This window comes from Streptomyces sp. NPDC005181, assembly GCF_040608395.1.
In the GTDB taxonomy this organism is placed as follows: domain Bacteria; phylum Actinomycetota; class Actinomycetes; order Streptomycetales; family Streptomycetaceae; genus Streptomyces.
Genome location: NZ_JBEXID010000059.1, coordinates 1 through 24,835, shown reverse-complemented (window position 1 = coordinate 24,835; position 24,835 = coordinate 1). Strand labels below are relative to the sequence as shown.

Genomic DNA, 24,835 nt, shown 5'->3' with positions numbered 1-24,835 from the left:
CCACCCTGCAGACCCTCTTGACAGTTTCTTGGTGAATGCATGCCCCTTACGTAACGGGTTCCTCGCCAGAGTGACGGATTACATGTGCACATCATCCGGCACATGCTCCACACGCGAAGAACCACATCGCAGGGGGTTACATGAGAATCAGCCGCGCCAGACGTCGCGCCGGGCTGAGCATGGCAGCGACACTGCCGCTGCTCGCCGGTGCACTCGCCCTCGGCATACCTTCCGCCAGTGCGGACTCCGCGCCCGGCGGGCGCGACGCACTGCAGGGCACCAAGCCGGCCTGGGCGACCGCCCAGGCCGACCAGGGTGCCACGGCCGACAGCGGCAAGGTGAGTGTCCGGGTCCATCTCGCCGGGCGGGACGCGAAGGGGCTGGCCGCCTACGCCGCCGCCGTGTCCGATCCGCACTCCTCCTCGTACGGGAAGTATCTGAGCGCCGAGGAGGCGCAGGCCCGGTTCGGGGCGACCCAGCAGCAGGTCGACCAGGTCAGCCAGTGGCTGAAGTCGAACGGCCTGACCGTCACCGGCGCCAACCAGCACTACGTCTCCGCCACCGGCGATGTCGCCGCGGCCGAGAAGGCGTTCAGCACCCAGCTGCGCAACTACCGCAAGGGCAGCCGGACCTACCGCGCCCCGTCCTCGACGGCCTCCGTGCCGGCCGGACTGAGCGACTCGGTCCTGGCGGTCTCCGGTCTGGACAACGCGCCGCACAAGTCGAGCCACGACGAGACGCTGCCGCCGCCGGACGCGGTGTTCCGCAACGCCGGCCCCTTCTCCTCGTACTTCGGCTCGAGGACCGCGGCGTCGCTGCCGAGCGCGTACGGGGCCAAGGTGCCGTACGCGGTCAAGGGCTACACCGGCAAGCAGCTGCGTGCCGCGTACGGTGCGGGCAGCTGGACCGGCAAGGGCGTGACCGTCGCGATCACCGACGCCTACGCCTCGCCGACCATCGCGAAGGACGCCGCCGAGTACGCCAGGCGCAACGGCGACGCTCCGTACCGGAGCGGGCAGCTCCGCCAGGTGCTGCCGGCCGACTACACGAAGACCGAGGAGTGCGGGGCGTCCGGCTGGTACGGCGAGGAGACCCTCGACATCGAGGCCGTGCATGCGGTCGCACCCGCCGCGGACATCGTGTACGTGGGCGGTGCCTCCTGTTACGACGCCGACCTGCTGGACTCGCTCAACAAGATCGTCGACCACCGGCTAGCCGACATCGTCTCCAACTCCTGGGGCGACATCGAGGCCAACGAGACCCCGGACGTCGCGGCCGCGTACGACCAGGTGTTCAAGATGGGCGCGGTCGAGGGCATCGGCTTCTACTTCTCCTCCGGTGACGCGGGCGACAACGTCGCGTCCACCGGCACGAAGCAGATCGACGTCCCGTCCAACTCCGCCTGGGTGACGTCGGTCGGCGGCACCTCGCTGGCCGTCGGAAAGCACGACGCGTACCAGTGGGAGACCGGCTGGGGCACGCTGAAGGCGTCCCTCGCGGACGACGGCACGAGCTGGACCGGCTTCCCCGGCGCGTACACCTCGGGCGCGGGCGGTGGCACCAGCTCGACCGTGAAGCAGCCGTCCTACCAGCGCGGAGTCGTCCCGGACGCGCTCGCGCAGGCGAACGGCAAGCCCCGGATGCGTACCGCCCCGGACATTGCGGCGGTCGCCGACCCGAACACCGGCTTCCTGGTCGGTCAGACCCAGACGCTGCCCGACGGCTCGCTCGGCTACGACGAGTACCGCATCGGCGGTACGTCACTGGCGGCCCCGGTCATCGCGGGCGTCCAGGCTCTCGCGCAGCAGGCACAGCACGGCCGGCCGCTCGGCTTCGCCAACCCGGCGATCTATGCCCGGTACAGCTCGACGGCCTACCACGACGTCACCGACCACCCGCTGGGTGCAGGCCGTGACCTCGCGGTGGCCCGGGTCGACTTCGCCAACGGCTTCGACGCGGCGGACGGTCTGCTGACGTCGGTGCGGAGCCTCGGCAAGGACGCCTCGCTCAAGGCGGTCAGGGGGTACGACGACGTGACGGGTGTCGGAACCCCGGCGGCCGGCTACATCAACTCGTACCGCCGGCACTGACGCACGGGTTCGATGTGCACTGCGGCCCCGGAGCTTCGGCCCCGGGGCAGCAGTGTGTGTACGCCGACCTCGACAGATGTGCACGGGCACCTCGGAAGTGGCGACCCCGACGGGCGTCGAGAGCTGTCGGCACGGCATCCGCTCCCGCATGCGAGCCGGTACTGAGGGCTGCCCCGTAATCCCTGGCGGGCGCACAGGGATTACGGGACGGCCCTCAGACGTTCGCGGCCCCGGGCAGCGGCTGCTGCGCCCAGATGACCTTGCCCTCAGGGGTGTACCGCGTGCCCCAGTGCTCGGCGATCTGCGAGACGAGGAACAGCCCGCGGCCTCCCTCGTCCATCGTGGCCGCGTACCTCAGATGGGGTGAGGTACTGCTGCCGTCGGATACCTCGCAGATCAGGCTGCGGTCACGCAGCAGCCGCACCCGGATCGGCGTGGAGGCGTGACGGATGGCGTTGGTGATCAGCTCGCTGAGCACCAGCTCCGTGGTGAACTCCAGCTCCGACAGGTCCCAGTCGGCCAGCTTCTCCGCGACAGCTGCGCGTATCCCGGCTACGGCGGCCGGGTCGAGCGGAACGTCCCATTCGGCGATCTGGTCGGCCGAAAGCGCGCAGGTGCGGGCGATGAGCAGCGCTACGTCGTCCTTGGCCTGGGTGGGAAGGAGTGCGTCGAGCACCGCCCGGCAGTGCTCCTCCGGCGATCGGCCGGGATGGGCCAGGGCCTGGCGGAGCAGCTCCATCCCCACATCGATGTCCCGGGTGCGGTCCTCGATCAGCCCGTCGGTGTAGAGAACCAGCTGAGCCCCCACGGCCAGATCCAGTTCGGCGGTCTTGAACGGCATGCCGCCGAGCCCCAGCGGCGGCCCGGCGGGAAGGTCGGGGAACTCCACGGTGCCGTCGGGGTGGACCAGCGCGGGGAGATGATGCCCGGCACGGGCCAGGGTGCAGTGCCGGGAGACGGGATCGTAGATCGCATACAGGCAGGTGGCTCCCACAACCCCTGCACCGACGTGCGTGCTCCCCTCTTCCTTGTCGATGCGGTCGACGAGGTCGTCGAGGTGACCGAGGAGCTCATCGGGCGGCAGATCGAGCGTGGAGAAGTTGTGCACCGCGGTGCGGAGCCGCCCCATGGTGGCAGCGGCGTGCAGTCCATGGCCGACGACATCACCGACGACCAACGCGACGCGGTTGCCCGACAGCGGGATCACATCGAACCAGTCACCGCTGACTCCGGACTGCGCGGGCAGATAGCGGTGGGCGACATCCAGGGCGTTCTGCTCGGGAAGGGCGCGCGGCAGCAGGCTGCGCTGCAACATCACCGCCAGGGCATGTTCGCGGGTGTACCGACGCGCGTTGTCGATGCTGACCGCGGCGCGGGCGACCAGCTCCTCGGCGAGTGACCGGTCCTCCTCGTCGAACGTCCCAGGCTGCCGCGAACGCCAGAAGTTGGTTATGCCGAGTACCACGCCCCGCGCCCGCAGCGGCGTCGTGAGGAGTGAGTGGATTCCGTACGCGATGACTTCGTCGGTCCGTTCGGGGTCCTGAGCACGCCAGCCGGGCGCGGCGGAAAGGTCGGGCACCACCACCGAACGCCCGGTGGCGAATCCGCGCGCCTGGGGCGTGGAGGGAAGGAAGGAAATGAGCTCGCCGCGCGGGTAGAGCGGGTGGTCGTCCCGGATGCCGCTGATGGCGATGCGGCACATGTCGGCAGCCGTGCCGGTCGGCTCCTCCCCGAGCAGTACGGCGTTGGCGAGGTCGACCGTGACGAAGTCCGCGAAGCGGGGGACGGCCATCTCGGCCAGTTCCTCGGCCGTGCGCGCCACGTCCAGGGTGGTGCCGATACCCACCCCCGCGTCGTAGAGCAGCCTGAGGCGTTCGTTCGCCTGTTCCGCCTTGCCCGACAGCGCCAGGAGCTGGGTGGAGTCGCGCAGGGTCGCCACCGTTCCCAGGGGCCTTCCGTTGTGGTCCGTGCGCCGCTGGTTCACCACCAGCATTCGGTCCCTGGCCAAGTACACCTCGTCCGTGGCCACGCGGCCGGAGACGAGCAGTTCCGCCGTGGCCGGGTCGAGGCTCTCCAGTTCCTCGACCGGACGTCCCTGGGCATCGGGCGGCAGATCAAGAAGCCGTTCGGCCTCGTCGTTCGCCAGCAGCAGCCGACCGTCGTGTCCGACGATGACCACTCCTTCACGGACGGAGTGCAGCACCGCGTCATGGTGCTCGTACATGCGGGTCATCTGGGAGGGATCGAGCCCGTGGGTCTGCCTTCGCAGCCGCCTCGCCACCAGCGCGGCCCCACCTGTGGCCAGGGCGAGCGCGGCCGCACCACTGCCAATAATGATGACCAACTGGTCGTCGACCGCGTTGGTGACGCTCTCGACCTTGAGGCCTGCGGCCACCAGGCCCACGACCGAGTCGTCGGGAGCAGTGACGGGGACGATCGCCTGGACCTCCTGGCCAAGGGGCCCCTCGACGCTTTCCACGTGGACCTGACCCGCCAGCGAAGGTTCGATGTTGCCGACGAACTGCTTTCCGATGAGCTCCGGACGGGGGTGTGTGTAGCGCATCCCCGTCGTGTCCGTCACCACGAGGAAGTCGACGCCGGCCAGTTTCCGCGCCTCCTCGGTGAGTGGCTGCAGCACCTTTGAGGGATCGGGAGATTTCAGCGTGTCCACGATCCCCGGAGAGTGTGCGAACGACTCCGCCGCAGCCACCGAACGGCGCTCCGCCTCGATCTCGGCATCGTGCAACGATTGGAGCACCAGCGCCACCACCGCGCCCGCCACGAGCAGGACAATGACCACCGCCTGCAGGATGAATACCTGCCCGGCTACGCTTCGCGGACCTTTGCCGCTCAGTGACCGAGCCGATCTGCTCCGGGATCGGTCGGATTGGTCGACCATGGCGCCATTTCTAACACTTTCCAGTAGCACGTGCCCATCGGTTCACTTTCATCCGATTTTCATCGACCACCCGTCAGGCCGAGGCGCGCTTCTTGGGGGATGTCTTCTTGGCTGCCGGCTTCGTGCCCGTTGCCGACTTCGCCGTCTTTGCCGCCGCGTTCGCCGCTGTCTTCTTCGTGGCCGCCTTCGTCGTCGACCGTGCGGTGGACTTCTTGGCGGGGGTTCTGCCCGGCGTCGTCTTCTTGGTTGCGGCCTTCCGGCCGGTGCTCGTTGCGGTGGCGGTGGAGGCGGCTTTCTTCTTTGCTCCGGTTCCCCCGCTCTTCTTGCGTCCGGCGAGCGAGGTGACCTTGGCGACCGGGGCACCCTCCGTCTCTTCCGGCTCCTCGCCGCGGGCCTTCTTCGCCGCCCGGACACTGCTCTCCAACGCCGCGATCAGATCGATCACCTTGCCGCCGCCGCGGTCGTCGGAGGCCGCGGGCTGCAGCGCCTCGCCGGATGCCTTCGAGGCGATGAGGGCTTCCACCGCCTCGCGGTAGTCGTCGTGGAGCGTGTCCATGTCGACCTCGCCGAGGGTGGCCATCAGGGCGTCGGCCAGATCGAGTTCGGCGTCACGGACCGTGACGTCGGTCTCCGGGGCCACACCGTCGGTGGCACGGATCTCGTCGGGCCAGAGCAGGCCGTGCATGGCGATCACGTCGTCGACCACGCGCAGCATGCCGAGCCGTTCACGGCCGCGCAGTGCGTACTTGGCGACCGCGACCTTCTGGCTCCGCTTCAGGGCCTCGCGCAGCAGGGTGTACGGCTTGGCCGCCGGAACTCCGTTGGCGGAGAGGTAGTACGCCGCGTCCATCTGGAGCGGGTCGATCTCGGTGGCGGGCACGAATGCGACGATCTCGATCGTCTTGGCGGTGGGAAGCGGGAGTGAGGCCAGATCCTCGTCGGTGATCGGGATCAGCGTGCCGTCGGCATCCTCGTACGCCTTGCCGATGTCGGCGGCCGTCACTTCCTGCTCGTCGAGTTCGCAGACCTTCCGGTAGCGGATCCGGCCGCCGTCGGCGAGGTGGATCTGGCGGAAGGAAATCGAGTGGCTCTCGGTGGCGTTGACCAGCTTGATCGGGATGCTGACCAGCCCGAAGGAGATCGCGCCGTTCCAAATGGACCTCACCGTTCACCCCTGTGTCCCTGGAGATTTCGACAGGCATCGATAGATGGCGATTGAGTCCTATAGATCCCGTAATCATGTGATTCTTATCGTATGACGCCGATCACGGAGGTGGAGGGGCGGCGCCTGGCGCTCAGCAACCTCGACAAGGTGCTGTATCCGGCCACCGGGACGACCAAGGGCGAGGTGATCCACTACTACGCGGTCACGGCGGCCGGGGCCCTGCTCGCACATCTGCACAACCGGCCGGTGTCCTTCCTGCGCTATCCGGACGGGCCGGACGGGCAGCTGTTCTTCACCAAGAATCCGCCGCCCGGCACCCCGTCCTGGGTACGGATCGCCGAGGTGCCGCGGCATGCGGCACAGCAGGGCCGGCAGGTGGTCGTACAGGACCTGGCATCGCTGATGTGGGCGGCAAACCTGGTGGTGGAGTTCCATACGCCGCAGTGGCACGCCGACGCGCCGGGGATCGCCGACCGGATGGTGTTCGACCTCGATCCCGGAGCCCCGGCGACCGTCGTGGAGTGCTGTCAGGTGGCGCTGTGGCTGCGTGAGCGGCTGGCGGCGGACGGGTTGCTCGCGTACGGGAAGACCTCGGGGTCGAAGGGACTGCATCTCCTCGTACCGCTGGAGCCGACCTCCGCCGATCGGGTGTCGGCGTACGCGAAACGGCTGGCGACGGAGGCGGAGCAAGATCTTCCGGACCTGGTGGTGCACCGGATGACGCGGGCGCTGCGGCCGGGGAAGGTGTTCGTCGACTTCAGTCAGAACGCGGCGGCGAAGACGACCGCCACCCCCTACACCCTGCGCGCCAGGGCCGAGCCGACCGTCTCCGCGCCCGTTGCCTGGGCGGAGATCGAGGACTGCCGGACCGCCGCCGAGCTGGTGTTCCTGGCCGCCCAGATGGCCGGGAGGCTGGAGCGGTACGGGGATCTGCTCGGTCCGCTGATCAATCCGAACCGGGCCCGGCCGCTGCCTGCCGCTCCCTGAGCGGAGCCCGTCGGGGCGCGTTCACAGGCCATGGCACCCGCCGTTGGCGTCCGTGCGGGCAAAAGGCTGCATGTGGCGGGTGGATTGTCCGGGCCGTGGTGCACACTCTGCGCAGACACTGCTTCGTGAGGTCGCGTGGGGAGGCGATGGCGTGTTCGCAGGGATCGACGAGGTCGACTGGGCCTCGATGGAGCATGCCTACGGGCCTGCCGATGATGTGCCCGCGCTGCTGCGGGGGCTGGCGTCCGCCGATCAGGCGGAGCGCGAGGGGCCGCTGGACGGCATGTACGGGGCCGTGCACCACCAGGGCGATGTGTACGCCTGCACGCTGGCCTGCATTCCCTTTCTCTTCGAACTGGTCGTGGATCCGGGGATCCAGGACCGGGGCAGCATCGTCGAGCTGCTCACCAGCATCGGCGGCATCGATCTGGACGAGGACGACGAGGAAGAGATCGACGAGGAGGAGATCGAGGGCGCGGCGAACTACGCGATGGCGGCCGCCGCCGTCACCGCGGGCGCCGGGGTGTTCTTCGAGCTGATCGCCGACGAGGACCCGGGGGTGCGGCTCGCCGCACCGCTGGCGCTCGCCACGCTGCACGGCAACCCGGTGCGGGTCCTCGCACTGCTGCGGGAGCGGTTGCCGGTGGAGCCGGACGAGGAGGTGCGGCTCGCGCTCGTGGAGGCCGCCGGGCGGGTCGCGCTGCGGCACCGCCCGCTGGCCGGGCAGGCGGCTGACTGGCTGAGCCGGCTCGCCGCGGAGTCGTACGCCCCGGGGTTGCGGCTGGCCGCCCTCGCCCAGCTGGCCCGGTGCGCGCCGGAAGCGCTGCCGGGTGATGTCGTACGGGTGGTGGCGGGGCTGCTGCGCCGGCTGCGCGCTGCACCGGCCGGTGCAGCCGACGGGGCAGAGGGGACCAACGAAACGGACGGCACGGATCCGACTGCGCCTGCCGGGCAGGGCGACGATCCGGGCCCGGCCGCCGATGCCGCCGAGGAGCGAGGCGCGCCGGTGACCCTGGTGGGTCAGCTGCGGGCGCTGTCCGCCGCGGAGTCGGCGGGGCGTACTGCCCCCTGGACGGCGGACCTGCTGCGGACGCTGCACGTCGGGCTCGACGACCGGGTCGCCGACCGGACGGCGCTGCTGACGGACCAGCTGCGCAGCCCCGACCTCCGGCAGCGGATCGACGCCGTGCGGATGAGCGCCGGGCTGATACGGGCCTGGCGTGGCTCGTACGAGGAGCTGGTCCGGCTCGTGGGCGAGCAGCTCGCCTCCCCGGAGCCAAAACTGGCCGAGGCCGCCTCGCATGTGCTGGAGGAGCTCTTCGGCCTCGCCGCACCGGCCGCGGATGCACTGGCCGCGCGGGTGGTGGCGGATCCCGGGGCCTGGGTGAAGGAGTGGGCGAGCGGACCGCCGGGGCTCGGCAGCGCGGTGAAGGCGCTGGCCCGGCTGGGTGACGCCCGGGCCGTGCCCGCGCTGGCCGCCGCCCTGGAGCGCCCCGAGGTGCCGCACGACGTGGGGTTCGCCATCGGGTATCTGGGGATGGCAGCGGCACCGCTGGCCGGGGTGCTGCGCCGCAGACTCGGCGAGATCGCTCTCGACGAGGGGGCGTACGACCGGGCGAGTCCGCTGCTCTGCGGGCTGACCGCGCTGCGGACGGGCGAGGCGGCGCCGGAGGTGCTGCGGGTGCTGCGTGGTGCGCCGGAGTATCGCGGGGAGTGGCTGCGGACGTCGGCGCTGCGGGCGCTCGGCTCGTTCGGCCCCGCTGCGCACTGCGCCGTACCGGAGCTGCGGGCGCTGATACGCCGCCCGGGGACCGCGGCGGCGACGGAGGCGGCGCAGGCGCTGTGGGCGGTCGACGGGGATGCGGAGGCCGTGCTGCCGGTGCTGATCGAGGGGCTGCAGGCCGAGCATGTGCACGAGCGGCGGTCGGCGGTGACCGCACTGGGCGGGCTGGGAGCCCGGGCGGAAGCGGCGGCGCCACGGCTGCGGGCGCTGCTGTCGCACGACGAGCTGTGGCTGCGGGTCGATGCGGCGGTCGCGCTGTGGGAGGTGTGCGGGCGGGCCGAGGAGTCCGTGCCGGTCATGCTGGCGGCCTGGGAGAAGAACCGTCATGTCAGGGTCCGGGTGGCGGAATGCCTGGCGCGGATGGGTGCTGCTGGTGCAGGGTCGGATGCGGCACACGTGCTGCGTGCCGAACTCGCCTCCGTGCGCCGTCACAACGCGATGGACGGGGGGTACGGCAGCCACGACACATACGAGGACGAAAAGCTGCTGGTGTTCTGTCGGCAAGTGCTTCTGGGGAACACGGGGAAGGGGCCCACAACATGATCATCTTTGGTACGCGAGGCTATCTCTATCAACTGGCCGTTCTGACGCTCGTCTGTGGCTGGTGCGGCAACCCGGCCGCGCACACGCTACGCAAGCGGGTCACGAAGTTCACGCTGTTCTTCGTGCCCCTGTTCCCCTTCTCGACGAAGTACGCGACGCAGTGCACGTTCTGCGGCGGGGAGCAGAAGATCCCGAAGGAGCAGGCCGAGCAGCTGCTGGCGCAGCACGTGGCGGCGCAGGACGGCAACCCGTTCGGGCAGGCGCAGCAGCAGCCGGGGTACGCGCAGGACGGGCAGAACCCCTACCAGCACTGAACAACTACCTCTCCACCAGCACTAAAGGGACATAAAGGACTTCCTTCCGCATAAGGTCGATGGATCACGGGTCTGCGGACTCATGGACCGGACGACTGGGAGGGGAGGAAGCGATGCGCCCGCACCGTCGGGTGACGCGCCGCACGACGGCGGCTCTCGTGGCCACCGTCGGCGCCGCGCTGCTGGCCGGCTGCGGCACCGACAGCGGCCGGCTGCAGAGCGCCGGACCGACCCCGACCGCCATCGGGCCCGCCCGGCGCTGGCCCCAGCTGCCGCCCGCCTCCGCCGCTCCGTACGACTACGGCGAGGGCGCGACGGCGCGCATCCCCGGAATCACGGTCCCGCAGAACAATGTGCGCACACTGGACCCGGTCGCCGTGGTGCAGGCCGACCTGAAGGCCACCACCAGCCGGTCCAGCGGTTCGGACGAACTCCCCGCCGACACGATCCGGAGAATCACCGCGTGCCGCACCGCGCCCGCCGCCTGCCCGGTCCTGCAGCCGTAGACCGGCCTCTCGGCCGCCGCCGAGCTGCTGCCGTCCGGCCGGCCGGCCGGGCTGGTGCGGGACCGGGTCCGCACGATGCGGGCACTGACGGAGGATCTGCTGGAGATCTCCCGGCTCGACGCCCGTACGGAGGAGGTCGATCTCGCCGTGTACGAACTGGCGCCGCTCGCCGAGCGGGTGGTGCGCACGTCCGGGACGGAGACCGAGATCTGCTTCGTGGGAGCGGAAGCCGGCACCGAGGCGAGGAACGTACGGGTCGAGACGGACAAGCGGCGGCTGGAGCAGGTCCTCGGCAATCTGATCGCCAACGCACACAAGCACGGTCGCCCGCCCGTGGTCCTGACGGTCGACGGGCCGGTGGTGACCGTACGCGATCATGGCCCGGGCTTCCCGGACTATCTGCTGACCGGCGGTCCGCAGCGGTTCCGCACCGAGGGCGGCGGCAAGGGCCACGGGCTCGGACTGACCATCGCCGTCGGGCAGTCGGCGGTCATCGGCGCCGAACTCGTCCTCGTCAACGCGCAGGACGGCGGAGCGGAGGCGCGGCTGACGCTCCCGGGGTACGTACGGTTCGACGAAGACGAACCGGCCGGCCAGGACGGTGAGGGCGGCGTCAGCCGGGCCGGGGGCGACGGACCGACCAGCGACGGCCAGGCCGAAGCGACATAAGGGAAATAAGGTCCACCTCTTGCTACGTTGCGTGGCATGACCGCAACGAGGCCGGACGCGCCCCCGCCCGAGCTACGCCTGCCCAAGCGGCGCGGGGTCGAGCTCTCGCTCCTCATCGGGGCCGTCCTCATCTCCGTCTACGGCTACGCCGCCGTCGGCCTCGCACGCAACGACGCGGTCCCGCCCGATGTCGCCGGTTACGGTGCCGGCCTGGGGCTGCTCGCTCTCCTCGCCCATCTCGCCGTCCGCTTCCGCGCCCCGTACGCCGATCCGCTGCTGCTCCCCATCGCCGTCCTGCTCAACGGTCTCGGCCTGGTGCTGATCTACCGGCTCGATCTGGAGACGCCCAAGGACCAGGCCGCACCCACCCAGCTGGTCTGGTCGACACTGGGTGTCGCGCTCTTCATCGTGGTCGTCGTCTTCCTCCGCGACCACCGGGTGCTCCAGCGATACGCGTACCTCTCCGTCGCCGCCGCCCTCGTCCTGATGATCGTGCCGATCTTCTTCCCCGCGGTGAACGGCGCCAAGATCTGGATCCGGGTCGGCGGATTTTCCTTCCAGCCCGGCGAGTTCGCCAAGATTCTGCTCGCCGTCTTCTTCGCCGCGTATCTGGCCGCCAACCGCAATGCCCTCGCCTACACCGGCCGCAAGATCTGGAAGCTCCAGCTCCCCACCGGCCGCGTGCTCGGTCCGATCGTGGCGATCTGGCTGCTCAGCGTGTGTGTGCTGGTCCTCGAACGCGATCTGGGCACCTCGCTCCTCTTCTTCGGCCTCTTCGTGATCATGCTGTACGTGGCGACCGGCCGGACCGGCTGGATCGCGGTGGGACTGGTGCTCGCCGCCGTCGGCGCCTTCGTCGTCGGTTCCTTCGAACCGCATGTGCACAGCCGGGTGCAGGACTGGCTCGATCCGTTCGCCACCATCGCCGCGGGCCGCGGGCCCAGTCAGCTCGCCCAGTCGCTGTTCGCGTTCGCCGCGGGCGGGATGCTCGGCGCGGGGCTCGGTCTCGGCCACTCCATCCTCATCGGCTTCGCCGCCAAGTCCGACTTCATCCTGGCCACGGCGGGCGAGGAGCTAGGGCTGTCCGGGCTGACCGCGGTCTTCCTGCTGTACGCGCTGCTCGTCGCCCGCGGCTACCGGGCCGGCCTCGCCCTGCGCGACCCCTTCGGGCAGCTGCTGTCGATCGGGCTCGCCTCGATCCTGGCCCTCCAGGTGTTCGTGATCGCGGGAGGCGTGATGGGGCTGATCCCGCTGACGGGCATGGCGATGCCGTTCCTCGCCCAGGGCGGTTCGTCCGTCGTCACCAACTGGATCATCGTGGCGTTGCTCATCCGGGTCAGCGACCTCGCCCGCAGACCCCGACCCGACCAGGTGGAGACCGGGGTCGTCGCACCGATCGCGGAGGACCAGCCGTGATCCGCTACATCCGGCGGGCCGCCGCGTTCTGTCTGCTGCTGCTCATGGCGCTCCTGCTGAACGCCGCCCGCATCCAGGTCTTCCAGGCCGACGAGCTGAACGACAACCCCGCCAACCGCCGCCGGACGATCGTCCGTTACGACCAGCCGCGCGGCGACATCATGGTCGGCAAGAAGTCCGTCACCGGATCCCGGAACACCGGTGAGCAGCTCAGCTACGAGCGCACCTACACCAACGGCCCGCTGTACGCGCCGGTGACCGGTTACGCCTCGCAGACGTACGGCACGACGCTGATCGAGAACGCCGAGGACGGCATCCTCTCCGGCACCGACCCTATGCTCGCCCCGCTCCCCCTGTGGAACGAGATCACCCGCAGCCAGCAGCCCGCCGGCAACGTCGTCACCACCGTCAAGGACTCGATGCAGCGCGCCGCGTACGACGGGCTGGGCAGCCGGCGGGGCGCGGTCGCCGCCCTCGAACCGTCGACCGGCAGGATCCTGGCGCTGGTCTCGACCCCCTCGTACGACCCGGGGCGGCTCTCCGGCACGGGTTCGTCGGTCACCGACGCCTGGCGGCAGCTCAACGCGGCGAAGAGCCAGCCGATGCTGAACCGGGCGATCCGGCAGACCTATCCGCCGGGCTCCACGTTCAAGATCGTGACGGCGGCGGCCGCGCTCGACGCGGACGTGGTCACGGACCCCGACGTCGGCACCGACACCCCGTCCCCCTATGTGCTGCCGGGGACCAGCACCACGCTCCCCAACGAGGCACGCGGCTGTGAGGAGGCGTCGCTCGCCGAGGCGATCCGGGTGTCGTGCAACACCGTGATGGCCCATCTGGGGGTGCAGGTGGGGCTGGACGGGATGGTGGAAGCGGTGCGGAAGTTCGGCTTCAACGACACCGGGCTGAAGGTCCCGTCCGGGGTGGCGAAGAGCAACTTCGACACCGACATGAGCAACGACCAGCTGGCTCTGTCGTCGATCGGGCAGTACGACACGACGGCGACACCCCTGCAGATGGCGATGGTGGCGTCGGCCGTGGCGAACGGCGGCGAGCTCAAGTACCCGTATCTGGTCGACCGTACGACCACCGAGGCCGGCACCACCGTCCATCAGAACAACACGCGCTCGTACCACCGGGCGATGAGCCCGCGTACGGCGATGCAGCTGCAGCGGATGATGGTCGACGTCGTGGAGCAGGGCACCGGGTCCAATGGTGCGATCTACGGGGTGACGGTGGGCGGCAAGACCGGCACCGCGCAGCACGGCATCGACAACACCGGTATGCCGTACGCCTGGTTCATCTCCTGGGCCGAGGCCCCGGACTCCGGGCAGCCGGTGGTCGCGGTCGCGGTCGTCGTCGAGGACGCCGCCGCGAAGCGGGCGGACATCAGCGGGGGCGGCAGCGCGGCCCCGATCGCCAGGTCCGTCATGGAGGCGGCACTGCGGGGCTGACGGTACGGGCTGCACGGTTGCGGATCCGGTCGTCTCGCGACGCGGAACGGTCCGTGCGGCGCGGAGCGCGCTGATTACTGTGCGGCCATGACAGCCATCGCGCCGCGGCCCGGCCACGAACTCGCCCAGGTGAACATCGCCCGCCTCGCATTCCCCTTGGACTCCCCCGAGTTGAAGGACTTTGTCGACGCTCTCGATCCGGTCAACGCGGTCGCCGACCGAGCCGCCGGCTTCATCTGGCGGCTCCGGAGCGAGAGCGGGAACGCCACCGACGTACCGGTCTTCGGCGACTCCTGGCTGATTGTGAACCTGTCGGTGTGGCGGGACACGGAGGCGCTGACGGCCTTCATGTACCAGGGGCAGCACCGCGAGCTCCTAGCGCGGCGCCGCGAGTGGTTCGAGCGGGTGGAGGAAGCGATGACCGCGCTGTGGTGGGTGCCGGCGGGTGAACGCCCGACGGTGCAGGACGCCGAGGAGCGTCTGCAGCATCTGCGTGTGCACGGTCCGACGGAGCGGGCGTTCACCCTGCGGACCGGCTTCCCGGCCCCGGCCACCGCCGAGGGCCGGTCAGCCGATCGGCTTGCGTGACTCGGCCCTGACCTCCGCCGTGTCCGCCGCAGCCTGCTCCAGGTCCACGCTCTTCGGGTCCTGGACCGCGGTCTTGGGGGTGACCAGGCCGACGAAGGCCGCCGTGTTGTCATCCCCCCAGGCGCACATGGGGATGGTGCTGGTCACTCCGGCGTCCTTCGACGTCACGACCTGACAGGCCACCGCGATGTCGTAGCCGGCGGGGGTGAACTCCTTGGCGGGTACGACGACGGTCATGCCCTTCTCTCCCGCGGCCCCCTCCAGGATCTTGTCCCGGGTGAACTCGGGCATCTTGATCCGGCCCCACATACCGGAGATGACCAGGACGCCGCCCTTGGCGGAGGCGTACTGGGTGACGACGGCCTGCACATCACGGACGCTGGGGTCAGGGACCTCCTCGACCTCCTTGCCGTCGGTCGACGACGTGTCCTCGGCGAGCGTGTACTCCTCGTCCAGCAGCTTATTCGGCACGGTGAGCCGGTACTCGGCCTCGGGGAAGCCACCCACGACCGACTTGCCGGCTCCGACCAGCTGGAAGGCGGTGTAGCCGAGGGCGCCGACCGCCACCAGTCCGACGGCTGCGATCCCGATGACCATGCCGGTCCGCTTCTTCTCAGGCGACCGGCCGGGTATTCCCGGCTGCCCCCACGACCCCTGCGGCGGTCCCTGCGGCGGCAGTTGCTGCTGCGGATAGCCGTACGGGGGCTGCTGGGCATACGGGTTGTGCCGCGGGTGCGGGGGCTGGGGCGGCCCGTACGGGCCCTGCGGCGGCTGCGGCGGCGTGGTCATGGCACCCAAGTTACGTCACGCGTACGAACGCCGATTCGACACGAGGCGGCGTCAGCTCAACGGCCCGGTGGCTGCGCAGCCACCGGGCCGGCACCCCGTCGACCCCGGTGGCCGCGGCGACGACCCCGCCGGTGATGGCGCAGGTCGTGTCGACGTCACCGGAGCCTTCGGCGGTGGCCCAGAGGGCCGCTTCCAGATCGCCCGGATGCCGGGCCGCGGTCCACAAGGCGAACGGGACCGTGTCGTCGGCCCGGATGCGCTGCCCGCTGCCGAGCAGATCGGACGCCTTCCATGGCTCGGTGGTGAACGCGACGGCGGCGGCGCGCCGGATCCCGTCCCGTACCGGCCCTTCGGGCGTGCGGTCCGCGACTGCCGTCAGCGTGAACCCGCCCCGCACCTGCAGTGCCGCGGCGACGGCCACGGCCACGGCGCCCGCGATGCCTTGCGGGTGGGCGTGGGTGACCTCGGCCGACAACTTCGCCTGCTGTGCGGCATGGTCGAGGTCCGCGTGGAACCGGGCGCCGAGCGGTGCGACCCGCATGGCGGCGCCGTTGCCGAGGCTGCCGCCGTCGAACAGGTCGGGCGCGAGGGTGCGCCAGTCGGCCGGTGCGGTCAGCAGCTCGGGCAGCAGGATGTGCATGCCGTGGCCGTAACCGCGGGCCGGGTCGATGTCGTACGTGAGGGCGAAGCAGGCGGCGAGTCGGTCCTGATCCACCTCGCCGTGGTCGTCGAGTACACGCTGCAGGGCGCGGGCCATGGCCGTGTCGTCGGTCCAGTTCCAGACCGGTTCGGCGGGTGTGCGGCGAACGCGGATCTCGTTGTAGGCCTGCCGGGGCGCGCGGAAGAGCGGGAACCATCGCTCCCCGAACGCATCGCCGAGCGAGAGCCCTTCGAGGCTTCGGCGGGCGGCCGCCGAGTCTGCGAGCGGAGGCGTCATACAGGCCATCCTGGCGCCAGGGACAGTGGGTGTACATCCCTGATGGACGCGTTGGGACAGGGACCGGTCCGGGATCTCGTCGCCCGCACCGGCTGCGGGCGGATCGCGGCCGGACTCCCGGGCCGGCCGCCGGAGACCCTCGTGCCGGGCCGGCTACGCCGCGCCCTCCGCTATCGCGTCCTCGACCTCCGCCACCCGGGCCTGCTCCTCCGCCGTAAACCGGTCGCGGTCCAGCTGCTCGGCGATCTCCTCGTCCTGGGCCATCAGCAGGTCCAGGTTGGAGTCGCCGAGTTCGAAGACGCCCATGTCGACGTAGGCCTTCTGGAGCCGTTCGCCCCACAGTCCTATGTCCTTGACGCACGGCACTATCCGGCTGAACAGCAGCTTGCGGAAGAGCTGCAGATACTCCGAGTGCTCGGAGAGCTCCTTGGCCTCCTGCTTGCCTATGCCGAAGTTCTGCAGCACCTCGACGCCGCTGAGCCGGTCGCGCATCAGGTAGCAGCCCTCGATGACGAACTCCTCTCGCTCGCGCAGTTCGGCGTCGCTCAGCTGCTTGTAGTAGTCGCGCAGCGCCATCCGTCCGAAGGCGACATGGCGGGCCTCGTCCTGCATGACGTACGCAAGGATCTGCTTGGGCAAGGGCTTGGTCGTGGTGTCGCGGATCATGCCGAAGGCGGCCAGGGCGAGCCCCTCGATGAGGACCTGCATGCCGAGGTACGGCATGTCCCAGCGTGAGTCGCGCAGGGTGTCGCCGAGCAGGCCCTGCAGGTTGTCGTTGACCGGGTAGAGCATCCCGACCTTCTCGTGCAGGAACCGGCCGTATATCTCCGCGTGCCGGGCCTCGTCCATGGTCTGGGTCGCGGAGTAGAACTTCGCGTCCAGGTCGGGGACCGACTCCACGATCCTGGCCGCGCAGACCATGGCGCCCTGCTCACCGTGGAGGAACTGGCTGAACTGCCAGGAGGTGTAGTGCTTGCGCAGCTCGCCCCGGTCCTTCTCGGTCATCTTCGCCCAGTGCGGCGTGCCGTACAGCGTGAGGGCCTCGTCCGGGGTGCCGAGCGGGTCGGCGGGGTCGACCTCCAGGCTCCAGTCGATGCGCTTGTTGCCGTCCCACTGCTTGTCCTTGCCCTTCCGGTAGAGGGCGAGGAGGCGCTCGCGGCCGTCGTCGTACTCCCAGCTGAAGCGGGCGGCGCCGGAGGCGGGCACCTGCCACAGCGGTTCCTCGGGGGCGGTGGTGTAGAGGTCATGTGTCGACACGGACGGCTCCTTCGCCTCGCATGGTTCGATAAGTTCCGTGGCGGTTGCGTCAGTTGGCAGGTTCACACGTTGGTAGACACCGGGTCAACAAGTCGTGCGCAAGGGATTGACGGTCTTGCTGACAAGCAGTCTCATAAGAAATGACCGCCGGTAACCCATGTGTGAGGTGCCCTCAGCCATGACGACAGTGACCGGACGCGACGTGCAGACGCTTCGCGACGCACTCGGCCCGCTCCGGGACCGTGAGCAGATCGCCGAACGCCTCCTGGAGTCCTCGGCCAAGCACTCCTTCGACCCGGACACCGAGCTCGACTGGGATGCGGCCGTCGAGGACGGCAAGTGGTTCTGGCCGCCCGAGCTCGTCTCGCTCTACGACACCCCGCTGTGGCGGAAGATGTCCGAGGAGCAGCGGATGGACCTGGCCCGGCACGAGGCGGCGTCGCTGGCCTCGCTCGGCATCTGGTTCGAGATCATCCTGATGCAGCTGCTGGTCCGGCACATCTACGACAAGCCAGTGACCAGCAACCATGTCCGCTACGCACTCACCGAGATAGCCGACGAGTGCCGGCACTCGATGATGTTCGGACGCATGATCCAGTGGGGCCAGGCGCCCAACTACCCCGTACCGCGTGTCTATCACAACCTCGCGCGGGTGCTGAAGACCGTGTCCACCACGCCCGGATCGTTCGCCGCGACCCTGCTCGGCGAGGAGATCCTCGACTGGATGCAGCGGCTGACATTCCCGGACGAGCGCGTCCAGACGCTGGTGCGCGGCGTGACCCGGATCCATGTGGTCGAGGAGGCGCGGCACGTCCGCTACGCCCGCGAGGAACTGCGCCGCCAGATGGTCACCGCACCGCGCTGGGAGCGCGAGTTCACCCGGCTGAGCTGCGGGGAGGCGGCGCGCGTCTTCTCCGTCTGCTTCGTCAACCCGCAGGTGTACGAGAACGTCGGCCTGGACCGCCGCGAGGCCGTCGCCCAGGTGAAGGCGAGCGGCCACCGGACGGAGGTCATGCAGGCGGGCGCGAAGCGGCTGACGGACTTCCTCGACGACATCGGCGTGCTGAACGGTGTCGGGCGCAAGCTGTGGAAGAGGTCGGGCCTGCTGGCCTGACCCGGCTCCCGCCACCGAGGGGAGGGCTCAGGGGGTGTCCGGCGGATCATGACCGGGGCCGCGCACCCGGCCCTGATCCGCCGGACACCCCCTACCCTTCGAGGTATGAGCTCTGCTGCCGCAGCCCCGCCGAACCGCGCGTACCAAAGGCTCAGCGTCGAGGAGCGCCGCGCGCAGCTCCTCGGTGCGGCCCTCACCCTCTTCGCGCACCGGGCCCCCGACGAGGTCTCGCTCGATGAGGTCGCGGCGGTCGCCGGGGTCTCCCGTCCTCTCGTCTACCGTTACTTCCCCGGTGGGCGGCAGCAGTTGTACGAGGCTGCCCTCCGGTCCGCCGCCGACGAACTGAAGCTGTGCTTCGCCGAGCCACCCGTGGGCCCGCCCACCGAACGGGTGACGCGGGTGCTCGGCCGGTATCTCGCGTTCGTCGACGAGCACGACGCGGGGTTCAGCGCACTGCTGCGCGGCGGCAGCGTCGCGGAGACGTCCCGGACGACGGCGATCGTCGACGAGGTGCGGCGGGCGGCGGCCGAACAGATCCTGCTCCACCTAGGCCGCGGCGACACGCAGACCCGAGGACCCCGCCTGCGGATGCTGGTGCGGACCTGGATCGCAGCCGTCGAGGCGGCCTCCCTGATCTGGCTGGACGAGGAGAAACAGCCCCCGGCGGGCGATCTGCGCGCCTGGCTGGTCGACCAGCTGATCGCCCTGCTCGCGGCCACCGCGGCGACGGACCGGGAGACGGCGTCCGTGGTCGCGGAGCTGCTGCCGCTGGAGACCGCCGACGGTCCGGCCGGACGGCTGGCCGACCGGCTCGTCCCGGTGGTCGCCGGCGCGGCGCATCTCATGCCGCCGCACTGAGTGCCCGAACACACCCCTGGGTCAGACTGGGGGCGTGAGAAGCGAGAACACCACCTTCAGGGGCGGCCCGCTGGACGGGCGGGTACTGCCCGTCCTCGTCGGCGCGACCGGCCATCCGCCCAAGTGGTACGAGGTCCCGGTGCCGGCCGCCGACGGCGGACCGGCCACCGTGTACACATACCGGCGGGTCCCGGCCGGATACTCCAAGCGGCTGGGTGTGCAGCGTGGCTGGGTGTACGAGTACGCCCCCGAGGGCCGCGAGCGCCACACTCCCAAGTGGCCCTGGTCGAAACCGAGCTGACCCGCGCGCATCCCGGCTGCGCGCACCGGACCCTCTAAGATCGACGGATCCATGGTCACGAGAACGGTCACAAGGGGGTGCGCCATGGAGGCGCTGCGTCAGGACGATCCACGCCGCTTCGGTCCGTACACCGTGGTGGCGCGGTTCCGCGAGACCGCGAGCGCCGTGCAGTACTTGGCGCATGACGCGGCCCTCGACGACACCGTCGTGATCACCGCGGCCCGACCCGGACTCGCCGCGCTCCCTGCCTTCCGCCGCCGCTTCGAGGCGGAGACACGCACGGCGGACCGGCTGGCGGGCGGCTGGGTCCAGCCGCAGATCGTCACCCGTACGGCAGAACACGCGGACGGGGACACGGACGGGAACGCGGACGGGCAGCTGTGGACGGCCGTGGCGTACGTACCGGCGCTGACGCTCGCCGAGGCGATCGACTTCGTGGGCCCGCTCCCCGAGCGTGCGGTGCGGATACTGGGCGCGGGCATCGCCGAAACGCTCTCCCGGGCGCACGCCACCGGGTCCGTGCTGGAGGGGCTCGCCCCCAGGACGGTGCTGCTGGCCGAGGACGGGCCCCGGCTCACCGCCTTCGGCCCCCTGGGCGCGGCGGCCGACGCGGAGGCCCGGGCGGGCGGGCAGCTGTCCGTGCGGCTCGGCTATCTCACCCCGGAACAGGTCGAGGGCAAGGAAGCCGGACCGGCCTCCGACCTCTTCGTGCTGGGGCTGCTGCTGGCGTACGCGGCGACCGGGACGACCCCGCTCGCCGACGGACCGGCGGCGGAGGCCGCCGAGCGGATCGCCCGTACGGAACCGGAACTGGACGCCGTCCCGGAAGAGTTGCGCGACCTGATCGCGCGTTGCCTGGCCAAGGACCCGGCCGACCGGCCGACCGCGGGCACGGTGGCGGCGGAACTGGCGCTGGAGGGCGCCGCGGGCCTCGCCAAGGGCGGCTGGCTGCCGGAGCCACTGTCCCGAGCGATCTCGGAACAGGCCGGGTGCGTACGGAAGTTGGCGACGGATCCGGATGACGGTCCGACCGACACACCGGCCGGCGCCGCCACCGGCACCCCCGTTGACTCGCCGACCCACAGTCTGCTCGGCGCCCTCGGCCACGACCCCGTCGACGCGTCCCCCGACGGACCCGCCGACGCCCGGCCCGACACCCCTGCCACCAGGGACGACGACGTCCGGACCACCCGCATCGGCAGCGTCGGCAGCCCCCGTGCGCCGGAGCCCGACCGGCCGACCACCCAGCTGTCAATCCCGCGTGAGCGCAGCGGGCCTCCGGCCGAGCTGCCCACCGGCCTGCCGCCCGTCGCACCGCTCGTGCCGCGCCCTCTTCCCGCCCCCACGGCACCGTCCGCACCGGCACCGGCATCGACCGCCCCGACAACACCCCCCACTGCTCCCCCTCCCCCTCCTCCCTCTGCCGGTCCGGCCGAAGCACCCGCTCCCGCTCCCGCAGCCCCCTCCCTCGACCGTCGCACCCTGCTCATCGGTGGCGCCGCCGGCGCTGCCGGGATCGTCGTCGGTGGCGGGGCCGTTCTCGCCTTCGGGTCCGGCACTGCCGAGGACCACGACGATGCCAAGGCCGCCCCGGCCCCCACCCGCCCCACCGTCGCCGGGCTGCCGCCGCAGCCGCGTTGGGTGTACACGCATCCCGACGCCGAGCCCGTGCCGCTCACCGCCGCCCTCTGGCGCGACCGGCTGCTCGTCCTGACCGGCGACACGCAGGCCGTCGGGATCGATCTGCGCTCCGGACACCGCGTCTGGGAGTGTGCGGACGGAGCCAAGGGGCAGGCGGCCCTGCCCGCCGGTGATGACCTCTGCTTCGTCGCCGGGCCGTCCGAGTTCCTCTGGCTGTCGCCCAAGGACGGACAGGTCGCACACCGGGTGGCGTACGAGGACGGGTTCAAGGACGCGCCGTATCTGGCGGTGTCGGACATCGTCGGCCAGTCCGGGCCCGTCATCTGGTTCGTCGGCTCCCACAAGGTCACCGTGAAGGCCAAGAAGCCGAAGAAGGGCAAGAAGCCGGGAAGGGACACCCAGGTCGTCGTGTCGTTCCTGTTCGCGTACGACGTCGTGCAGCGCAAGGAGGTGTGGCGGACCTCCGTACCCACCGGCCGCGAATCGGCCGCCCCCTCCCACCGGTTGATCGCCGTCCGGCCGGACGACATCGTCGTACGTCAGAAGAGTGCGACGCTCACCCCGGCGGACGTCAAGGCCGCCAAGGGCAAAGCGGTCTTCCGCGGCTTCGACCGCGAGAGCGGGAAGCTGCTGTGGACCAAGTCGTTCGGCAAGGTCGGGCCGGACGGGGCAGCCGCCGGCGACGACCAGGGGCTGCTCTACGCGGCGGTGGGCGACGCTCTCGAGTCGTTCGAGATGCCCGGGGGCAAGCCGAAGTGGACCCTGAACGGCACCGCCGGCTCCGTGTTCGGGACCCCGGTGCCGGCCGGAGCGCTCCTGCACACCACCAACCGCAACCAGGAAGTCGGCGCGGTCGACCGGGCCACCGGAAAGCTGCACTGGCGACGGTCGACGGAGGCGGCGCCCGCAGACGCCGCGCCCGCCGTCACCGTCAGTCTCTCCGGCAGGACCCTGCTGGCGGCCGGAGGGACGCAGGTCACCGCGCTCGCGTCGGTGGACGGGCGACGGCTGTGGAAGTTCCAGGACATCGGGGTGCAGGATCCGAAGGGGGCCACGGTCACCGCCCCGTACCGGGTGCTGGCATTCGGGAAGACCGCCGTGGTCCAACGCGGCCGGATCTTCTACGCCTTCCCGGTGGTGTGAACCCGCGGGACACCCGCCTTCCGGGGGAACCCCCGGCCGCCACACCGCGGGGTTCTTGCATCGTCCGACACCCGGTGACCGTATGGATGCGTTGCGCTCACTCATGGGGTAGTCCCACGATCGCCCCGTCATCGGAGGTGATCCCGTGTCCGGCACGGTCCTGCGCACCGTCTGCTCGGCGGCGCTCGCCGCCCTCGTCGTGGCCTCCCCCGCCGTTGCCGCCCCCGTGAAACCGGACCCCGGTCCTTCGGGCGCGGCCACCGGCAAGGGCCCCGACTCCGCCAAGAGCATCGCCGAGCTGCTGACCGAGCTGCGCACGCTGTACCGGCAGGCGGAGGAAGCCACCGAGACGTACAACGGGACCGCGGCCGAGCTGAAGAAGCGGACCGCCGAGGCGAAGAGCCTCGGCTCCGCCCACTCCGCGGCCAGGCTCGCGCTGGCCCGCAGCCACGACGACGCGGGGCAGCTGGCCCGTGAGCAGTACCAGGGGCGGTCCGACTTCTCCGCGTACGTACAGCTGCTGCTGGCCCGTGATCCCGCGCGCGCCCTGGACCAGGGGCATGTGATCCAGCGGGTGGCCGCCGACCGGGCCGCGACCGTGAAGCGGCTCACCGGCGCCGCGAAACACGCCGACGACCTGGCCACCGCATCCCGCAAGGTGCGCGACAGACAGCGGGTGCTGGCGGCGCGGCAGAAGAAGCAGCGCGACACGGTGCGGGCCCGGATGCGGAACGTCGAGAAGCTGCTGGCGACCCTCTCCGCCGAAAAGATCGCCCGGCTGGCCAGGCTGGAGCAGCAGGCCACGGAGAAGGCTCAGGGCGCGCTGGTCGCCTCGGGTGCCCTGTCCTCGTCCCGGCGGCCGTCCGAGCCGGGCGGCGAGGCAGTGGAGTACGCGATCGGGCAGCTCGGCAAGCCGTATGTGTGGGGTGCGGAAGGGCCGGGGTCGTTCGACTGCTCCGGGCTCACCTCGCAGTCCTGGGCGACCGCCGGCCGGCCCATTCCACGGACCTCGCAGGAGCAGTGGAAGCAGTTGCGGAAGGTACCGCTGAACACGCTGCGCCCGGGTGACCTGGTGCTCTACTTCCCGACGGCCACACACGTGGCGCTGTACATCGGCGACGGTCTGGTGGTGCAGGCGCCCCGGCCGGGGACTCGGGTGAAGGTCTCACCGGTGGCGTCGAACCCGCTGCTCGGCGCCGTTCGGCCGGATCCGGAGAACGCATCGCTGGGCGCGTACAAGCTGCCGGAGCTGCCCCGGGGCGCTTCGGACGGCTCGGACACGGGGTACAGCACGTCGTCCGCCCCCGCCGGCGCGTAGGGCAGGCTCCAGGTGCGTCACGTGAGGGCCGACAGGATTCGGCTCGCCCAACGCGAGCGCTGCCGGCCGAATGGCCGTCACCCCCTTCAAGGCAACTCAGTGCTCGGTGCTCCGCCGCCTCGCGAGGGAGCCCGGCTCACTGAAATCCGGCGAGTTCGAGGACAAGCCCCATGTAGAGAGAAATGGAGATCGCCAGCAAGAGAAAAATGATCACGGTGTGGATCGTGCGATGCCGTCGTACCCCGAGGCCGAGATGAGCGCGCGCGGCCGGACTGACGCGCGGCCCACCGTGCGCGTCACCACAGGCGTGTTGCAGCGCGCGCACCAGAGCCCGCTGGCTTCTGAGCGTGGTGAGGCCGATGCGCACACCGTCTCTGTCCCGCACCACGACCGCGCGAAAAGTGCCGTCGTAGCTGAAGCCGGTGAGCAGTCGGACATCTCTTATGCGCGTGAGATCCACGGAACGCTCACCGGTCAGCGTTCGGGCGGTCACACGAGTCATCGAACAACGGACCAACCCGGTTTCCTGGCACAGCTCCGGCAGCAGGAAGGACCCTGCGAGTCCGCCGGTCAGAGCGCAGATGACCGACACGCCGGCCGGAAGCAGGCCTGCCAATGCGAACAGCCACGCCACGAAGGGAGAAAGAATGAGGAAAGCGGCGATGGAGCTCGCGAGCCGTGCCCGTGATCGGGCGACAGCCGGTGCTCTCTCGGTGGAGTCCACGGGAGCAGCGTAAGGGGCAGTTGCCGGCTTGTCCCCGGCCGGGCCGATCAGCTGTCACTGGCGCTTGCCGGGGAAGGCGGCGTCCGTCCGGAGCACCGGAGGGTGCGCGACCGCCGGCGGGGACCGATACGCACAACGAATCTCGGGACCGACTGGAATTTGCCTCCGAGGGTCGCCATTGGTCACCGACAAGCGACCAATGACGACCGCTCAAGCGCTGGTCAGACACCCCATGTCGTTGGGTGTCAAGCGGCATGGGGGTGGGCGTGGTGTGACCAGGCGGTTGCTTCGTCGTAGGTGGTGCGGGTTTTGAGGCAGCCGTGGAGGATGCCGACGAGG

19 protein-coding genes and 1 pseudogene are annotated in these 24,835 nt (G+C 70.5%); 14 read left to right on the top strand and 6 right to left on the bottom strand.

Going from position 1 to position 24,835, the window contains the following annotated elements:
* The first annotated feature begins 140 nt into the window (after positions 1-140).
* The gene (locus tag ABZV38_RS28670; protein ID WP_356331333.1) at positions 141-2,090 is read left to right on the top strand and encodes a S53 family peptidase; all 1,950 of its coding nucleotides are present in this window, start codon (positions 141-143) and stop codon (positions 2,088-2,090) included.
* Positions 2,091-2,304: 214 nt separating this feature from the next.
* Here ABZV38_RS28670 and ABZV38_RS28665 read toward each other — a convergent pair whose 3' ends face one another.
* A complete protein-coding gene (locus ABZV38_RS28665; RefSeq protein WP_356331331.1) occupies positions 2,305-4,989 on the bottom strand; it encodes a SpoIIE family protein phosphatase in 2,685 nt (894 codons plus the stop codon).
* A 73-nt stretch (positions 4,990-5,062) separates the two neighbouring features.
* Entirely contained in the window at positions 5,063-6,154 is a 1,092-nt protein-coding gene (locus tag ABZV38_RS28660) for a Ku protein (protein ID WP_356331330.1), read from the bottom strand.
* 90 nt (positions 6,155-6,244) lie between these two features.
* Between ABZV38_RS28660 and ligD the strand changes: the two genes are divergently transcribed.
* The 8 genes and pseudogenes from ligD (at position 6,245) to ABZV38_RS28620 (ending at position 14,414) form a co-directional block, all read left to right on the top strand.
* Positions 6,245-7,141 (top strand): non-homologous end-joining DNA ligase, encoded by an 897-nt coding sequence (gene ligD / locus ABZV38_RS28655; RefSeq protein WP_356331329.1) that lies wholly within the window; start codon positions 6,245-6,247, stop codon positions 7,139-7,141.
* A gap of 151 nt (positions 7,142-7,292) precedes the next feature.
* Positions 7,293-9,467, top strand: coding sequence for a PBS lyase (locus ABZV38_RS28650; protein WP_356331328.1), 2,175 nt, complete (start codon positions 7,293-7,295; stop codon positions 9,465-9,467).
* On the top strand, positions 9,464-9,781 hold the full coding sequence (locus ABZV38_RS28645; RefSeq protein WP_267001869.1) for a zinc-ribbon domain-containing protein: 318 nt from the start codon (positions 9,464-9,466) through the stop codon (positions 9,779-9,781). Before ABZV38_RS28650 ends, ABZV38_RS28645 begins: the two co-directional genes overlap by 4 nt.
* 113 nt (positions 9,782-9,894) lie before the next feature.
* Positions 9,895-10,287, top strand: a complete 393-nt coding sequence (locus ABZV38_RS28640) for a hypothetical protein (RefSeq protein ID WP_356331327.1) — start codon at positions 9,895-9,897, stop codon at positions 10,285-10,287.
* Positions 10,288-10,956: pseudogene (locus tag ABZV38_RS28635) on the top strand (ATP-binding protein); the annotation flags it as partial.
* Positions 10,957-10,992: 36 nt separating this feature from the next.
* The gene (locus ABZV38_RS28630) at positions 10,993-12,372 is read left to right on the top strand and encodes an FtsW/RodA/SpoVE family cell cycle protein (RefSeq protein WP_356331326.1); all 1,380 of its coding nucleotides are present in this window, start codon (positions 10,993-10,995) and stop codon (positions 12,370-12,372) included.
* Positions 12,369-13,826 carry a penicillin-binding transpeptidase domain-containing protein gene (locus ABZV38_RS28625; protein WP_356331325.1) on the top strand — a complete coding sequence of 486 codons (1,458 nt, stop codon included), beginning with the start codon at positions 12,369-12,371 and terminating at the stop codon, positions 13,824-13,826. The genes ABZV38_RS28630 and ABZV38_RS28625 overlap by 4 nt, the downstream gene beginning before the upstream one ends.
* 87 nt (positions 13,827-13,913) lie before the next feature.
* Positions 13,914-14,414 carry a DUF3291 domain-containing protein gene (locus ABZV38_RS28620; RefSeq protein ID WP_356331324.1) on the top strand — a complete coding sequence of 167 codons (501 nt, stop codon included), beginning with the start codon at positions 13,914-13,916 and terminating at the stop codon, positions 14,412-14,414.
* On the opposite strand, the gene ABZV38_RS28615 is transcribed toward ABZV38_RS28620, so the two are convergent.
* The 3 genes from ABZV38_RS28615 to ABZV38_RS28605 form a co-directional block, all read right to left on the bottom strand.
* The gene (locus ABZV38_RS28615; protein ID WP_356331322.1) at positions 14,394-15,203 is read right to left on the bottom strand and encodes a hypothetical protein; all 810 of its coding nucleotides are present in this window, start codon (positions 15,201-15,203) and stop codon (positions 14,394-14,396) included. The genes ABZV38_RS28620 and ABZV38_RS28615 overlap by 21 nt on opposite strands.
* A gap of 10 nt (positions 15,204-15,213) precedes the next feature.
* The gene (locus ABZV38_RS28610; protein ID WP_356331321.1) at positions 15,214-16,149 is read right to left on the bottom strand and encodes an ADP-ribosylglycohydrolase family protein; all 936 of its coding nucleotides are present in this window, start codon (positions 16,147-16,149) and stop codon (positions 15,214-15,216) included.
* A gap of 144 nt (positions 16,150-16,293) precedes the next feature.
* Positions 16,294-17,397: a ferritin-like domain-containing protein gene (locus ABZV38_RS28605; RefSeq protein ID WP_356331320.1), complete on the bottom strand. Its 1,104-nt coding sequence runs from the start codon at positions 17,395-17,397 to the stop codon at positions 16,294-16,296.
* Positions 17,398-17,575: 178 nt separating this feature from the next.
* Between ABZV38_RS28605 and ABZV38_RS28600 the strand changes: the two genes are divergently transcribed.
* The 5 genes from ABZV38_RS28600 to ABZV38_RS28580 all read left to right on the top strand — a co-directional run bounded on the left by ABZV38_RS28600 (position 17,576) and on the right by ABZV38_RS28580 (position 23,772).
* Positions 17,576-18,511 (top strand): diiron oxygenase, encoded by a 936-nt coding sequence (locus tag ABZV38_RS28600; RefSeq protein WP_356331319.1) that lies wholly within the window; start codon positions 17,576-17,578, stop codon positions 18,509-18,511.
* A gap of 105 nt (positions 18,512-18,616) precedes the next feature.
* Complete coding sequence (locus ABZV38_RS28595; protein ID WP_356331318.1) at positions 18,617-19,369, top strand: TetR/AcrR family transcriptional regulator; 753 nt, start codon at positions 18,617-18,619, stop codon at positions 19,367-19,369.
* A 34-nt stretch (positions 19,370-19,403) separates the two neighbouring features.
* Positions 19,404-19,670, top strand: a complete 267-nt coding sequence (locus ABZV38_RS28590) for a hypothetical protein (protein WP_356331317.1) — start codon at positions 19,404-19,406, stop codon at positions 19,668-19,670.
* Between the two features lie 84 nt (positions 19,671-19,754).
* Positions 19,755-22,454 carry a PQQ-binding-like beta-propeller repeat protein gene (locus tag ABZV38_RS28585; RefSeq protein WP_356331316.1) on the top strand — a complete coding sequence of 900 codons (2,700 nt, stop codon included), beginning with the start codon at positions 19,755-19,757 and terminating at the stop codon, positions 22,452-22,454.
* Positions 22,455-22,599: 145 nt separating this feature from the next.
* Entirely contained in the window at positions 22,600-23,772 is a 1,173-nt protein-coding gene (locus tag ABZV38_RS28580) for an NlpC/P60 family protein (protein ID WP_356331315.1), read from the top strand.
* Between the two features lie 136 nt (positions 23,773-23,908).
* Here ABZV38_RS28580 and ABZV38_RS28575 read toward each other — a convergent pair whose 3' ends face one another.
* Positions 23,909-24,496, bottom strand: a complete 588-nt coding sequence (locus ABZV38_RS28575) for a hypothetical protein (protein WP_356331314.1) — start codon at positions 24,494-24,496, stop codon at positions 23,909-23,911.
* Between the last annotated feature and the right edge of the window lie 339 nt (positions 24,497-24,835).

Excerpts from the sequence above, each read along its gene's own strand:
- ABZV38_RS28670 (WP_356331333.1), top strand. The coding sequence starts at position 141 with ATGAGAATCAGCCGCGCCAGACGTCGCGCCGGGCTGAGCATGGCAGCG.
- ABZV38_RS28665 (WP_356331331.1), bottom strand. The coding sequence starts at position 4,989 with ATGGTCGACCAATCCGACCGATCCCGGAGCAGATCGGCTCGGTCACTG.
- ligD (WP_356331329.1), top strand. The coding sequence starts at position 6,245 with ATGACGCCGATCACGGAGGTGGAGGGGCGGCGCCTGGCGCTCAGCAAC.
- ABZV38_RS28645 (WP_267001869.1), top strand. The coding sequence starts at position 9,464 with ATGATCATCTTTGGTACGCGAGGCTATCTCTATCAACTGGCCGTTCTG.
- ABZV38_RS28640 (WP_356331327.1), top strand. The coding sequence starts at position 9,895 with ATGCGCCCGCACCGTCGGGTGACGCGCCGCACGACGGCGGCTCTCGTG.
- ABZV38_RS28630 (WP_356331326.1), top strand. The coding sequence starts at position 10,993 with ATGACCGCAACGAGGCCGGACGCGCCCCCGCCCGAGCTACGCCTGCCC.
- ABZV38_RS28620 (WP_356331324.1), top strand. The coding sequence starts at position 13,914 with ATGACAGCCATCGCGCCGCGGCCCGGCCACGAACTCGCCCAGGTGAAC.
- ABZV38_RS28615 (WP_356331322.1), bottom strand. The coding sequence starts at position 15,203 with ATGACCACGCCGCCGCAGCCGCCGCAGGGCCCGTACGGGCCGCCCCAG.
- ABZV38_RS28610 (WP_356331321.1), bottom strand. The coding sequence starts at position 16,149 with ATGGCCTGTATGACGCCTCCGCTCGCAGACTCGGCGGCCGCCCGCCGA.
- ABZV38_RS28600 (WP_356331319.1), top strand. The coding sequence starts at position 17,576 with ATGACGACAGTGACCGGACGCGACGTGCAGACGCTTCGCGACGCACTC.
- ABZV38_RS28595 (WP_356331318.1), top strand. The coding sequence starts at position 18,617 with ATGAGCTCTGCTGCCGCAGCCCCGCCGAACCGCGCGTACCAAAGGCTC.
- ABZV38_RS28585 (WP_356331316.1), top strand. The coding sequence starts at position 19,755 with ATGGAGGCGCTGCGTCAGGACGATCCACGCCGCTTCGGTCCGTACACC.